General features: G+C 38.7%; 12 protein-coding genes. 2 read left to right on the forward strand and 10 right to left on the reverse strand.

The window, feature by feature from the left end; translation table 11 throughout:
• Positions 1-17 precede the first annotated feature (17 nt).
• The 4 genes from A3Q33_RS07310 to argC form a co-directional block, all read right to left on the reverse strand.
• Positions 18-1,262, reverse strand: a complete 1,245-nt coding sequence (locus tag A3Q33_RS07310; RefSeq protein ID WP_081179376.1) for an argininosuccinate synthase — start codon at positions 1,260-1,262, stop codon at positions 18-20.
• A gap of 116 nt (positions 1,263-1,378) precedes the next feature.
• The gene (locus A3Q33_RS07315) at positions 1,379-2,287 is read right to left on the reverse strand and encodes an ornithine carbamoyltransferase (protein WP_081182384.1); all 909 of its coding nucleotides are present in this window, start codon (positions 2,285-2,287) and stop codon (positions 1,379-1,381) included.
• Positions 2,288-2,341: 54 nt separating this feature from the next.
• The gene (gene argB, locus A3Q33_RS07320; protein WP_081179377.1) at positions 2,342-3,133 is read right to left on the reverse strand and encodes an acetylglutamate kinase; all 792 of its coding nucleotides are present in this window, start codon (positions 3,131-3,133) and stop codon (positions 2,342-2,344) included.
• Positions 3,130-4,170 carry an N-acetyl-gamma-glutamyl-phosphate reductase gene (gene argC / locus A3Q33_RS07325; protein ID WP_081179378.1) on the reverse strand — a complete coding sequence of 347 codons (1,041 nt, stop codon included), beginning with the start codon at positions 4,168-4,170 and terminating at the stop codon, positions 3,130-3,132. Before argC ends, argB begins: the two co-directional genes overlap by 4 nt.
• A 309-nt stretch (positions 4,171-4,479) precedes the next feature.
• On the opposite strand from argC, the gene argE reads away from it, so the two are divergent.
• Positions 4,480-5,640, forward strand: a complete 1,161-nt coding sequence (gene argE, locus A3Q33_RS07330) for an acetylornithine deacetylase (protein WP_081179379.1) — start codon at positions 4,480-4,482, stop codon at positions 5,638-5,640.
• Positions 5,641-5,710: 70 nt separating this feature from the next.
• On the opposite strand, the gene A3Q33_RS07335 is transcribed toward argE, so the two are convergent.
• Positions 5,711-7,159 carry a hypothetical protein gene (locus A3Q33_RS07335; RefSeq protein ID WP_081179380.1) on the reverse strand — a complete coding sequence of 483 codons (1,449 nt, stop codon included), beginning with the start codon at positions 7,157-7,159 and terminating at the stop codon, positions 5,711-5,713.
• A 274-nt stretch (positions 7,160-7,433) separates the two neighbouring features.
• On the opposite strand from A3Q33_RS07335, the gene A3Q33_RS07340 reads away from it, so the two are divergent.
• A complete protein-coding gene (locus tag A3Q33_RS07340) occupies positions 7,434-7,625 on the forward strand; it encodes a DUF2970 domain-containing protein (protein ID WP_081179381.1) in 192 nt (63 codons plus the stop codon).
• 81 nt (positions 7,626-7,706) lie between these two features.
• Here the strand turns inward: A3Q33_RS07340 and A3Q33_RS07345 are convergent, their stop codons facing one another.
• From A3Q33_RS07345 to A3Q33_RS07365, 5 genes are all read right to left on the reverse strand, one after another.
• Positions 7,707-8,522: a Dam family site-specific DNA-(adenine-N6)-methyltransferase gene (locus tag A3Q33_RS07345; RefSeq protein WP_081179382.1), complete on the reverse strand. Its 816-nt coding sequence runs from the start codon at positions 8,520-8,522 to the stop codon at positions 7,707-7,709.
• Positions 8,523-8,601: 79 nt separating this feature from the next.
• Positions 8,602-9,951 carry an SPOR domain-containing protein gene (locus tag A3Q33_RS07350; protein ID WP_081179383.1) on the reverse strand — a complete coding sequence of 450 codons (1,350 nt, stop codon included), beginning with the start codon at positions 9,949-9,951 and terminating at the stop codon, positions 8,602-8,604.
• A gap of 22 nt (positions 9,952-9,973) precedes the next feature.
• Positions 9,974-11,038, reverse strand: a complete 1,065-nt coding sequence (gene aroB, locus A3Q33_RS07355) for a 3-dehydroquinate synthase (RefSeq protein WP_081179384.1) — start codon at positions 11,036-11,038, stop codon at positions 9,974-9,976.
• Between the two features lie 11 nt (positions 11,039-11,049).
• Complete coding sequence (gene aroK, locus A3Q33_RS07360) at positions 11,050-11,568, reverse strand: shikimate kinase AroK (protein ID WP_081150979.1); 519 nt, start codon at positions 11,566-11,568, stop codon at positions 11,050-11,052.
• A 144-nt stretch (positions 11,569-11,712) separates the two neighbouring features.
• Positions 11,713-13,716 (reverse strand): type IV pilus secretin PilQ, encoded by a 2,004-nt coding sequence (locus tag A3Q33_RS07365; RefSeq protein ID WP_231295801.1) that lies wholly within the window; start codon positions 13,714-13,716, stop codon positions 11,713-11,715.
• Between the last annotated feature and the right edge of the window lie 6 nt (positions 13,717-13,722).

Here is a 13,722-nt window from a genome sequence, read left to right on the forward strand (position 1 = left end):
AATTCCTCTACCTTTTTTTATTTCTTTTCAGTTAATACTGAGTCTGCCTGTTTAAGTGCGGTTATTCTACTTGATAAACTGAACAAACGAATAAAACCTTCTGCATGTTTTTGGTCGTAAACATCATCTGCACCAAAGGTAGCAAATTCTTCTGAATATAAGCTGTTTGGCGAGCGACGTTGCGTCACTTGTGCCATACCTTTATACATTTTAACAACCACATCACCGGTAACTTTTTCTGCAAATGACGCTGCTGAAGCAAGTTGCGCTTTCGCAAGCGGCGTAAACCAACGACCGTCATAAATTACGTGTGAGAATTCATGGCCAACAGATTCACGATATTTTAGTGATTCTTTGTCTAATATTAAGGTCTCTAAACCTTTGTATGCTGCCATTAAAACAGTACCACCTGGTGTTTCGTAACAACCACGCGACTTCATACCGACTAAACGGTTTTCAACAATATCGATACGGCCAACGCCATGGGCAGCGGCTTTTTCGTTCAAATACATTAATGACTGATACGCTGACATTGGCTTATCATCAACGGCAACTAATTCACCGGCCTCAAAGCTCAACATCACTTTGCCAGCTTCGTCTGGTGCGTCCATTGGATCAACCGTCATGGTCCACACTTCTTTTGAAGGCTCACACCAAGGGTCTTCTAACTCACCACCTTCATGTGATATATGCCACGCATTTGCGTCACGGCTATAAATTTTAGTTAACGAAGCTGCACATGGGATATTACGCTCAGCTAAGTAGTCTAATAAGTCTTCACGTGAAACCATGTTCCACTCACGCCATGGCGCAATAACGGTTAATTGTGGCGCTAAAGCCGCAAAACAAGCTTCGAAACGTACTTGGTCATTTCCCTTACCGGTACAACCGTGACAAACCGCATCAGCGCCAACTTTTAAGGCAATTTCGATATGGGCTTTGGCAATCACTGGACGTGCCATTGACGTACCTAATAAATATTGTCCTTCATAAACCGCACCGGTTTTGATAATAGGATAAATATAGTCTTTAACGTATTCTTCTTTAAGGTCAACGACATAACATTCTGAAGCACCTGACGCGATAGCTTTTTCTTTAATACCAACAAGCTCTTCTTCGCCTTGTCCAACATCAGCACAAAAAGCCACGACTTCACAACCGTCATAATTCTCTTTTAACCAAGGGATGATTGCAGAGGTGTCTAGACCGCCTGAATACGCCAATACTACTTTTTTAATGTTTTTCTTTGCTGCTAATGCCATGATTTTATTCCTTCACAATTTTTTATCATCAGTCTAGTCAATAATGAAAAATTGACTAGACTGAAAGGTATTTTTTAAATTTAATTTGATTCGGCTGTTTTATAAAAACAGCGTGATTAATCTGCTAATAAGCTAACTAACACCGCATTTTGCGCCCACATACGATTTTCAGCTGACTGAAACGCCACTGACATTTCGCTGTCGAACAACTCGGTGGTAATTTCTTCCTCAAGATGTGCAGGTTGGCAATGCATAACAATACTTGCCCCTGCTTTAGCCATCAGTTTATGGTTCACTTGATAAGGTTTAAAGGTCGCTAAAATATCAGCAACATTGGTGTTATCACCCATAGATATCCACGTATCTGTGTATATTGCGTCTTGTTGCCCTAATGCTGTTATATCCGTGGTTAATAATAGTTTACTACCTGATACTTGGCTAAATTTTAGCGCTTGAGCAAACATTTTATTTTCAGGACCATAACCTTCTGGACAGACGATAGTAAAATCAACACCTACGATGGCCGCCATCAGCATTAATGAGTTCGAAACATTGTTTGAATCACCAACATAGGCGAGCTTTACTTTTGTAAGGTCAGGGAAGTTTTCCGCTAGGGTTACAAAATCTGCTAATGCTTGGCACGGGTGATATGCATCACACAAGGCATTAATAACCGGGACACTACCATGCTCAGCCAATTGTTCTATCGAGCTATTATTAAAAACACGAGCAACAATTGCGTCGGCATAGCATGAAAGGTTTTTTGCATAATCGCTGACACGCTCACGCTCACCTAACTTGCCATTTTGTTGGCCTAAATACAGCGCGTGACCACCTAATTTATTAATGCCAATATCAAAACTAACATGCGTTCTTAATGACGGTTTTTCAAAAATCATCGCGACTGACTTACCCGCTAAAGCCTTACTGTAACGTTCTGGCTTCTGCTTTATATCACGCGCTAAAGCAATGAGGTCGAGTATTTGTTGTTTAGTTAGCTGATCATCAGCTAAAAAGTGTTCAATGTTCATCAAAATTATATCCTGGGCAAAAATGCGTTAGCAACGTGTGGTATCAAATTAACTACCACTAGGTTGTATACGAGTGCCAATACTGGCACCGTTGAGCAATTCGACAATTTGCTCTGGCGATTGCCAACTGGCAACCGCGATACTTCGTCGTAACTTATTCGCCGCTTGTAATGCTGCATTGACTTTTGCGGTCATGCCTCCGGCAATAACACCGCTATTAATAAGTGCTTCGGCTTGCTCACCATTAAGTGAACTTAAATATTCACCCGTTGCGCCTTTAACGCCATTGACATCAGTTAACAATAACAACTCAGCATTGAGTAGCTGGCATATTGCAACGGCGGCGTCATCAGCGTTCACATTGACTAACTCACCATTTTCCAATGCTCCAATGGATGAGACAATAGGTAAAAAGTTGGCTTTTAATAACGTATCTAATAATGCGCTACTAAAAGGCTTAGGTACACCGACTTGTCCTAAACCTAAGGGGCTTAATTGACACTGTACCATTTGTCCGTCAGTCAGCGACAAGCCTACAGCGGGTAATTTTAAACTTGCCGCACTCGCGACAATCGCCTTATTAACACTTCCCGCAAGTGCGCCACTAATAATCGGCATTTGCGCTTTCGGCGTTACCCGTAAACCGTGCTTCTTCTCGGTAACAAATCCGGCTTGGGTCAGCATTTCATCAACGACACAACCACCACCGTGCACAATCACTACCGGTTGCTCTTTCAAACTAGCAATTACTTTTAATAGCGCGGTTAAAGCCGATGTATTACCTTGGTTGTAGCCATCTAAAATAGCCCCACCAATTTTTATCACAACAGGCTTTTTCATAAATCTCTCCCTGGCATCAACAAGCTATATTCACTCGGTAAACCTAAGCTAATATTAGCGCATTGTATTGCTTGCGACGCGGCACCTTTTAATAGGTTATCAATGGCGCAACTGACAACTACAACGTGCTTATCTTCGTCTACCTGCCAATGTACATCAGCAAATGGCGTATGAGCGACATTGTCAATTTTAGGCCAAGTATTCACTATTCTTACCAAAGGAGTGTTTTGATAGGCTTGTATAAAGGCTTCATCGACTTGTTGACTGGTCACTTCAGGCTTTAACTGTAATGTTATCGTCACTAATAAGCCACGTTTATAAGGCGCTAAATGCGGATTAAAGATAACCTCAGCATTGGCTTCTTGGCTAATTTCAGGCTGATGTCTGTGTTGTAGAATATTGTACGGCGTTAAGCTCACTTCACAAAAACTGGTGGCTAAAGATGCTTTACGACCCGCCCCCGTAACACCACTGATACCATTAACAACAATTAACGAGTTTTCTTGATGAAGTGCATTACTGGTGATGGGTTTTAACGACAATAGGCTCGCGGTTGGATAACAACCCGGCACAGCTATGAGATCACTCGCAGCAATTTCATTGGCTTGCCATTCAGCTAAACCATACTGAGCTTGTTGAAGTGCTTTTAATGATTGATGTTCAAAACCGTAATGTATTGGGTATTGCGTAGCGTCTTTTAAGCGAAAGCCACCAGACAAATCGAAGACTTTAATACCTTGATCAATAAAGGCTTGTGCCCATTGAGCACTGAATTCATGAGGGGTGGCGAAAAAAACCGCATCAATACCATGTTCAGATGAACTAATATGTTGCTCAAACCAATGCGGCGAAAAAGAATGCAGGGGTACTGCACAAATCCCCTGCCAGCGAGCATGCAACTGTTCAAAAGTTTTACCACTAGAAGTGCTATTTTCAGACACTAACAGATGTTGAATTGATATTTTATTGTGTTGCGTTAACAAACCAATTAATTCAGCACCTACATAACCACTTGCACCAATAACTATGACGTTCATTTGCTTACCATTATATTTACGATTAGAAATTACAACGGCTATTGTTATTAACACGCAAATTTTGTAATTCTATTCAACTTTGACTAATGACCTTCTAGCGATTAAAACATAACACCTGCTAGAAAATTATGACTACTAATACCTAATATTTACTCTATCGTCGTCGGTTAGTTGAATTCATTACAAACATTTTCATAGTGTGATTAAATTAGGCTATTTACATTGTGAATGTTAAAGTATCACCATATAACTAGTTATGCAACTAAATAGCATAACTACCCATGAATTAATTTTAGGTTGTTAAATATAATGAAAAATACACATCAAAAACTGCCCAACTTTACCCAAGCTATTACTCAGCTAATCGCACAACCAAGTATCAGTTCATCACAAGCTAGCTGGGATCAAAGTAACGAAAGTGTAATAACCTTACTAGCAACTTGGTTTGAAACACTTGGCTTTACTATCACTATCCAAGCAGTTCCAAAGGTTAAAGGTAAATTTAACCTGCTAGCTAAGTTGGGTACTGGCGACGGTGGCCTATTACTCGCAGGCCATAGTGACACAGTACCATTTGATGAAAATCGCTGGTTATCCGATCCTTTAAAAGTTACCGATAATGATAATAAGCTGTTTGGTCTTGGTAGCTGTGACATGAAAGGCTTTTTTGCTTTTATCTTGCAAGTTTGTCAGCAAATAGATTTAAAATTATTAAAGAAACCACTATATATTTTAGCCACTGCGGATGAAGAAACCACCATGGCAGGCGCGAGATTTTTTGCTAATAGCGGGGTAATTAAGCCTGATGTAGCTATTATAGGTGAGCCGACAAACTTAGTACCCGTGATTATGCATAAAGGCCATATGTCGCATAAAATTAGTATTAAGGGTCAAGCTGGCCATTCAAGTAAGCCTGCCAGTGGCGTCAATGCTATTGAGATCATGTACCAAGTCATTAGCGAATTATTCAAACTGAGAGAAAAGCTTAATCTTAGTTATCAAAATGAAGCTTTTGATGTTCAAACGCCAACAATGAACTTAGGCGCAATTCATGGTGGCGATAATGCCAATAGAATATGTGGTCATTGTGAGCTAGATATTGATATGCGTTCTTTACCTGGCATGAAAGACGAAGAGTTAGTTTCTTGGTTATCAAAAGCATTGCAACCCATCGCAGAAGAATATCCTGGGCGCCTAACCATTAATGAACTTGATCCAAGCTCTCCTAGCTTTCAGCAATCAGTTGACAGTGACTTAGTTCTAACCGCTGAAAAGCTTTCAGGTCATAGTTGCTGCGCAGTAAACTACGCGACAGAAGCGCCTTTTATTCAGCAACTGGGTTGCCAAACGATCGTTTTGGGGCCAGGTTCGATTGATCAAGCGCATCAGCCTAATGAATATTTAGCCCATAGTGAAATTAATAAAACTGAGGTATTGCTGACTAAATTAATTCATCATTATTGTTTTTGATCAGCCGAAAAAGGGGCTGCGTTGATGCAGCCCTATGTCTCACTAAAATTTGACTAGTCGCTAATGAAGTTTAGCGGATGCGATTCCAAAGCTTTTGGTTCACCTTTTTTGTGAAGAATTCTTCTGGCTGCCAACAACGCGGCAATAAATCCAACTCTTTTCGTTCGAGGTAATTTGATGATAACAACTCTAAAATTTCATTTAGCCTTTCCTTATTTATGCTAGAAAACTCTCTCGCCGTTTCTACAAAATAAAGATTATTAGTTTTTTTAACAACTAAATCATGACCATGACCAATAAATGTTAACTGCCTAGTGGCTATCCGGCAAATGGGTTCATTCGGTACATCAGGATATAGTTGGGTCACAATCGCATATTCGTAACGTGCGTCTTGATCATTATCATTGGGGATGTAAATAACGCCAAATCCTTGCGGAAAATCACCCGTTATTTGATATAGGCTGTCAACAACGCTTCGGCAACAATTGCCGCGTTCCGCGTTCTGGTATAGGGCTTGATAAACTTTAGGTAATAATTTGTAGTTATAGTTATCTTTGGTAGATAAAACTATAGCAGTATATATTTGTGGTATTTTTAAGAGATTACCAACACCTAGCTTGGGTTGAATACTGCTCTTTAATAGTTGTTTTACAAATCGAAGTTTATTAGTTTCGACTTTATTAAATGTGTCTCTCTCTTCTTTAGAGTTACCAACATATATTACAACACCGATGCCATTAATCAGGTACTTAATAGTTTCTCGATAATTTATCTGCAGTAAAGTTTTACGCTCTTCTACTGTTAAAGCGCGAAACATGCTTTTCTTACCGTCGACGCCATGCATTATTTTCTGTGCATCGGGATGGTAATTACCAATATCTTGTAAAATAGCAGCCATCAGCATAGGAATTTTTACATGATCGACGAATTCAAGGTAAGCCGCTTCGTTCTCGGTCCGTAATTCTTTATAATTATAATCTGAAATTTTAGATAACTCTTTAGCGAGATACGCTCCTGATGAAAGAGTTTTTAAACAGATTTGATCGAGTAACCTTAATACCAGCACACCTCTGTATAAGGGTTTATTGCGCTCATTTGCAAAGGCAACTTTGCTCCCTTCTGTTGGAGATATTAGCTGAATAGTCCCCAATAGCTCCGCAGATTTTTTGTTAGTTTCTGCACTGGTTTCGCCTTCACAAAGCTCGATAATATCACGACATATCAGCTGTAAGTGTTGCGCGCGACTATTGCTTTCTAAACGTAACTCTTGCAAGCTATCACGCTGTTCACATTCAAGATTATCAAGTTTCGCTTTGCTTCGGTCGTCATTAATTTTAGCTAATCTTACAATATCTTGATTAAGTTTTTCGAGTTTTTGGTGTGAGGATTGTTCTAGCTCGTAATAGGTAATAGCTCTTTCTAATACAGAGTCTTTTAAAGTACTACGCCCATAAATTTTACTTAATAAAACTTTTACTTTAGCAGTAAAATTTGTATCACCAGTTAAATGTTTCGACATGAATTCCGTTCATATAAAGAATACCAATAGGTATCATGCTAAAAGGGAGCAATTTTTTAGCCATTGCTTGAGTGTTAAATCACGTTATTTAATTATTCGGAACAATAGCAACATTAAGCAAATTAATTTAAATATCAATATAAATGTAGCTAATTAAATGTAATTTTACAAAATGTTATTAAATTAGCAACACTTGATCGCCACTCCGCATTAGAACATACTGATTATACTCTGATGCGATAATAATTTATCAAACTGGCAATTAAGGATAATGATGGCTTCAAACAACTTTAAAGAAACACTAAAAAGTGTTGGTGCTGCTTTTTTTGGTGTTCAAAGTGATAAAAATAGAGAACGCGATTTTACCCAAGGAAAATTTAGTCACTTTATTATTGCCGGCTTAATTGCCGTGGTATTATTTATAGGCTCGTTAATTGCTATCGTTAGTCTCGTTTTACCCAGCTAATTTCATTTTATATGCCGCTAACGTTAAACACGAATAACGGTCCAATTTATCAGCTCATGCTTGTGAATCGCTCTTTTATAGTTAATAAAGTGCTAGAAGCTCTGACACTTTATTGCGTTTATCACCTTTTTGGCTAATCGTTCGAGACACTTCTATTGAATGTTGGTTTTTAGCATGTTCATAGATCTTTCGCGTCCAGATAGTATCGTGGTTACTGATTAACACGGATATTTTACGATTTTTTGTTACTTCCTCGGCTGCATTAGCCAAATCTGCTTGTTCATCTAATCCAAAGCCATTACCTGAATAGCTGGTAAAACTTGCTGTTTTACTTAAAGGCACATAAGGAGGATCGCAATAAATGACATCACCAGTCTTTGCATGCGCAAAGGTCTGTCGATAACTATCACAAATAAATACCGCCTTTTCCGCTTTTTGAGCAAAGTAGATAAGTTCAGCTTCAGGGAAATAAGGTCGTTTATATTTTCCAAATGGCACATTATAGCCACCAGACTTGTTATATCGGCAAAGACCATTGTAACCATGACGGTTCATATAGAGAAAAACTAAAGATCTAAAATAAGGATCTGAGCTTTCATTAAATTCTTTACGTAATTGATAATACTTTTCTGCTTGGTTATTTTCAGGCGAAAAAAAACGTCGCGCATCAGCAATAAATTTCTCAGGTGTGCGTTGAACAATGCGATAAAGGTTAACGAGGTCTTGATTAATGTCACTGAGTAAGTATTCGTCATAATCGCTATTAAGAAATACCGACCCTGCACCAACAAAAGGTTCAATTAGACGGTTACCCGTTGGCAACATAGAATTTATGACATCGGTTAGCGCGTATTTACCACCCGCCCATTTTAAAAACGCTCGATGTTTTTTCTTCATGGCACCTACAAACTCTAAAATTTAACATCAGATGCTTAACACCTGAAAAGTAAGCGGGGATTGTATCCTGAATCAGCCTTTATTGGGAGAGCATAAATGCATTGATTTCGTTATTAATAACCCTAACGGGCTTAATCCATGGTTGCCGTGATGATAACGATTCAGGTAGTTGTGATAAGGCAGATTGTGCGGCTGATTTATCAGCATACGTAGCACTAGTAATCACCATCAGTGCTTTATCATTTAACAATCGTTGGTAGATATGATGCTCAATCGTAACTAAAGCTTTTAAATAGGCATTCGGTAATTTCAAATCGCTAAATGCCGCTAACTGAATTACGTAACCTGTTTTATTAGCGTAGTAATCATTATTTATGGGTAAAAGACCTGTTGTGTTAATCGGCTTTTCTATTGCTTTAACTTCAACCTTTTTTAATACCGGGTTAAGTATCATATTTTCTACAGATACAGTGTTTACTGTTTCTGTTGATATGGCTGACATGATGTCGCTTGGCGATGCAGGCAAGGCTTCATCTTGCTTGGTTAATTCGGCTATAGGTGTAATTAATGATGCGTAAATATCATTAGGCATGGCTGCAAAACCAGCACTAGCGACTTGTCTTGCTGGCTTAGCTGTGTCTGCCGCATTTTCCGAGCTATTTGATAGCACCATAGTTTGTGGTTTCGCTAGCACTTTTGTTAAGGATACGGCTTCTTTATTGTTTGCGACTATAGATTGAGCAAAATTGAAGTTATCGAGCTGTAATAAGTTAATAACTAAAACCGTAAGACCAACTAAAAATAATAAGGCGCTAATTAGCCATTTATTTTGTTTTAAGAAATGCCATTTTGGTTGGGTATTTTTAAATAGAGTTGATGACGTTGACAGTAATTGTCCCGACTGTGCCGATAATATTGTCAGTTTGTTATCAAATAGACTTTTATTCACCGCGACAGTTTTTCCAGCTTGTGCTGATCCAAACATCACAATATTAACCACCAAATTAGCTTTTTTAGCAATGGCCGCTAATTGTGATAGTTCGTGCAAAATCTGTAATGATAAATGTTGAGCACTATTAAGTATAATACTAATACTCTGCTGCGATTTTTTGGCTAAATTAATAACACTAACCGCTAAAGAAATCTCAGGATCAAATAATTCACCCGTATATAATTGTTCAATTATACGGCAACGAATTTGAATATTATTAAACTGCGAAGAAAGTGAAATATAAGCAGCATTGTGCTGCTCGGGTAAACTTGCCAAAAATTGGCTAGAAATAGGAGCGTTTTGCTCTACGCTTTCATCAATAACCAGAATGGCTTGTTTTGAAAAGCGAAGAATATAGTCTATGCGTGCTTGAGCACTAATTTTAGTGACACTTGTATTATCGTTCGATATGCCAATATTATTTTTTAACGCCGACATGCTTCACCTATTCTGAATATAATTACAGAATTTGCTGAAGGAGCTCCACACTAACGTCGTCGTTAATTTCAGATTGACCTATAGCCGTCGGGAGAATAAAGCGAAGTTTACCGGCTAAATTCTTTTTATCGCGACGCATATGGCAAATAAATTCATCAAAACCCATATTCTCTGGTGCAATTAACGGTAAATCAAATGCAGACAGTAAAGTTTCAATACGACGAAGATCTGACACTTCAAGCAAATTCATTGTTACTGATAACTTAGCAGCAAGTACCATGCCAGTAGCAACAGCTTCGCCATGTAACCACACACCGTAACCTTGATCCGCTTCAATGGCATGACCAAAAGTATGTCCTAAGTTCAATAAAGCACGAACACCGGCTTCTGTTTCATCTTCAGCAACAATATTGGCCTTGCACTGGCAACAGCGCTCGATCATTTGCATTAAGATCTCAGTTTCACCAGCTTTAATAGCATTAGTATGCTTCTCAAGCCAAGTAAAAAACTCACCATCACCTAAGATACCGTACTTAATAACCTCAGCCATACCGGCATTAAATTCTCTTACGGGTAAAGTAGCTAGGCTAGCCAAATCGATAAAAACGGCTTTAGGTTGATAGAACGCACCTATCATGTTTTTACCTAATGGATGATTTACAGCTGTTTTACCACCTACAGATGAGTCAACTTGCGACAGTACTGTGGTAGGTATTTGAATAAAATCAATACCACGCTGATAACACGCAGCAGCAAAGCCAGTTATGTCACCAATAACACCACCACCTAATGCGATTAAGGTCGTATCTCTACCATGATTACCCGCGAGAAGGTGTGACATTATCCGTTCAAAATTTGCTAAGCTTTTTTCAGCTTCACCATCAGGCAAAATGATTTCATCGAGCTCGAAATCCCTAAGGCTATGCTGCATTTGCTTAAGATAAAGTGGTGCAACAATGTTATTACTAACAATGCACACACGCTTAGAGCGGATATGACTAGACAGCAGATCACTATTTGATAATAGTCCGCTGTCTATATAGATTGGATAGCTGCGCGTGCCAAGCTTAACGTGAAGTGTGGTCATAGATATCTTGTTTAAAAGTCTAAACGTTCTACTATTTTACTTGCTACAACTTTCGCACTTTGATCGTCCGTCTGCACGATAACATCGGCAATTTCTTCATATAACGGATTACGTTCAACTGCTAAGTTTTCAAGTACAGTTCTAGGTTCTTCATCAGTTTGCAGTAGCGGACGACGTCTGTCTCTTTGCGTGCGAGCCACTTGTTTATCAATTGTTGTTTCTAGATATACCACAATGCCGCGAGCTGATAAGCGATTACGTACTTGAGCGCTAATTACAGAACCACCGCCTGTAGCCAAAACAATCCCTTGTTTTTCACTTAAGTCTTCAATTACTGATTCTTCTCTTAAGCGAAAACCTTCTTCGCCTTCAAGATCAAAAACCCAAGCGATATCTGCACCAGTGCGACGTTCTATTTCTTGATCGGAATCAAAGAACTCTAAATGTAGCTTATCCGCTAATTCTCTACCAATGGTGCTTTTGCCTGCGCCCATTGGGCCTACAAGGAAAATGTTACGTTTTTCTGCCATTAGATTAATTAATACTCGTTTATTTATTACGTGAACAGGTAAGAGGGAACCTCCCTCGAAAATTTCAAGGGCGCAATTATCGCAATTGTTGGGTACAAATTGCAAGCATGTAAGATGAAAACACCACCTTACATGCAAATTAACTTAAAATCTTTCCGTAACTATGCGTGGTGTAACGAATATTAGCAGTTCTTTTTTCTCATTGAAGTTACTACTATTCCTAAACATCCAGCCAAAATATGGAATATCACCTAAAACGGGCACTTTTGACACTGAACTAATAATTTGTTGTTGGTAAATACCACCAAGTACGATGGTTTCACCATTATTAACTAAAACTTGTGTGCCTATTCTCTGTGTATCTATCGCTGGTGCCGTGCCATTTGAAACATCTGAGACTGTATCTTGCGTTACCACTAAGTCTAATATAATTCTATCATCAGGGGTTATATGAGGCGTCACTGTTAAGCTCAATACTGCCTTTTTAAATTGTGTAGATGTAGCACCACTAGAAGCCGCTTCTTGGTATGGAATTTCAACACCTTGCTCGATATACGCTTCTTTTTGGTTTGCAGTAGTAATACGTGGACTGGCAATTATTTCGCCTTTATTTTCTTTTTCCATCGCACTTAATTCAAGGTCAAGAATAGTACCGTCAGCTAAACGAGCCACTTGAAACGCAATACTACCCGCAGGACTTGCGACCGGTAAATTAACATTCAATCGGTCACTTAACGATGGGATTGTTCCGTTTCCGGCACTTTCGGCACCTGACAAAGAGCCTGATGTAGATGAATCTGAACCTGTGTCTGTTACACCCCAACGAATACCTAGTTCTTCGTTGATATTATCTTTTACCGTTACCATACGAGATTCGATAATAACTTGGCGAACCGGAATATCTAATACCGAGACCATACGTTTAATATCTTCGATACTTGTTGCTGTATCTCTGATTAGCAAGGTGTTAGTTCTTTCATCAACACTGACACTGCCACGTAGTGATAAAATACTGTTGTCTTCATTTTTAATTAATGCGGCAAATTCAGCCGCTTTTGCATAGTTAACTTGCACATATTCTGAATATAGTGGCGCCAGTTCTTCTACTTGCTGCTTCGCTTGTAAGTCTCTAGCCTCTCGAGCTGCTAGCTCGTCACTTGGGGCAACCATAAGAATGTTGCCTTCCATGCGCTTGTCTAAACCTTTAACTTTTAGAATAATATCTAAGGCCTGATCCCAAGGAACACCATCTAATCTTAAGGTGATATTGCCTGCTACGGTATCACTGGTCACTAAGTTAAAACCATTATAATCAGCAACAATTTGCAAAACAGTACGAACAGAAATATCTTGGAAGTTTAATGATATTGCTCTACCACTAAAAGTTTCTTCTTCACCGAGGTATCCGTCCTGTTGCACTTTAGCCTCAACTGTTAATGAAAAGACATCATTAAACTGTTGATGTTTGTATTCAAACGGTCCATCAATATCAACCACTAAACGCGCGTTCTGTCCTTCTTTAAACGTTTCAATACCGGTAACAAGCGTACCAAAATCTGTAACATCTAATTTATAAATGTAATCTTCTAAAATCTCAGTATTGTGAAATTCGATATAAAGCTTACCTAGTTTATCACTGACATCGACCGCTACTTTACTGTCAATAAGCTTAACTAAAAGTTGTGCTTCGTTCTGTTGACCGCGTTTAAAATCAATATTATCTATCTGATTAATAAAGCCATGCCCCAACGGAATTAACTGCGTTACCGTTTTATTTACTTGTCCGGTATTTAACGTTAAAGAAAATGTATTATCTTTTTGAATAACATCAAAAATAGATAAGTGCTGCAAATTAACATTAGCAACAACTTTGCCTGCTATTTTTTGCACCGTGATATCTTTTACACCGGCGTGCTCAATCAGTGTCTTAGCGACATCCGGATTAAATTGCTCAGCATCAAAAGTAATTCTAACTTGAGCTGGTGTCATAGATGTTGTCACTTCAGGTGGCGCAACTATGTTATCTGATAGCTCAAATACCAATTCAATTTCATTATTTTGAATGGTGTTGTAGGTAATCCCTGTTAATTCGTTCGCCCACGAGAAAGTGGATAACACGCATAAATAGGCGGCTGTAATTAACTTCATTTTTTT

The organism is Colwellia sp. PAMC 21821 (genome assembly GCF_002077175.1).
Classification (GTDB): Bacteria; Pseudomonadota; Gammaproteobacteria; order Enterobacterales; family Alteromonadaceae; genus Cognaticolwellia.

Coding starts and splice junctions, on each gene's coding strand:
- A3Q33_RS07310 (WP_081179376.1), bottom strand. CDS start 1,262: ATGGCATTAGCAGCAAAGAAAAACATTAAAAAAGTAGTATTGGCGTAT.
- argB (WP_081179377.1), bottom strand. CDS start 3,133: ATGAAAAAGCCTGTTGTGATAAAAATTGGTGGGGCTATTTTAGATGGC.
- argC (WP_081179378.1), bottom strand. CDS start 4,170: ATGAACGTCATAGTTATTGGTGCAAGTGGTTATGTAGGTGCTGAATTA.
- argE (WP_081179379.1), top strand. CDS start 4,480: ATGAAAAATACACATCAAAAACTGCCCAACTTTACCCAAGCTATTACT.
- A3Q33_RS07335 (WP_081179380.1), bottom strand. CDS start 7,159: ATGTCGAAACATTTAACTGGTGATACAAATTTTACTGCTAAAGTAAAA.
- A3Q33_RS07340 (WP_081179381.1), top strand. CDS start 7,434: ATGGCTTCAAACAACTTTAAAGAAACACTAAAAAGTGTTGGTGCTGCT.
- A3Q33_RS07345 (WP_081179382.1), bottom strand. CDS start 8,522: ATGAAGAAAAAACATCGAGCGTTTTTAAAATGGGCGGGTGGTAAATAC.
- A3Q33_RS07350 (WP_081179383.1), bottom strand. CDS start 9,951: ATGTCGGCGTTAAAAAATAATATTGGCATATCGAACGATAATACAAGT.
- aroB (WP_081179384.1), bottom strand. CDS start 11,038: ATGACCACACTTCACGTTAAGCTTGGCACGCGCAGCTATCCAATCTAT.
- aroK (WP_081150979.1), bottom strand. CDS start 11,568: ATGGCAGAAAAACGTAACATTTTCCTTGTAGGCCCAATGGGCGCAGGC.
- A3Q33_RS07365 (WP_231295801.1), bottom strand. CDS start 13,716: ATGAAGTTAATTACAGCCGCCTATTTATGCGTGTTATCCACTTTCTCG.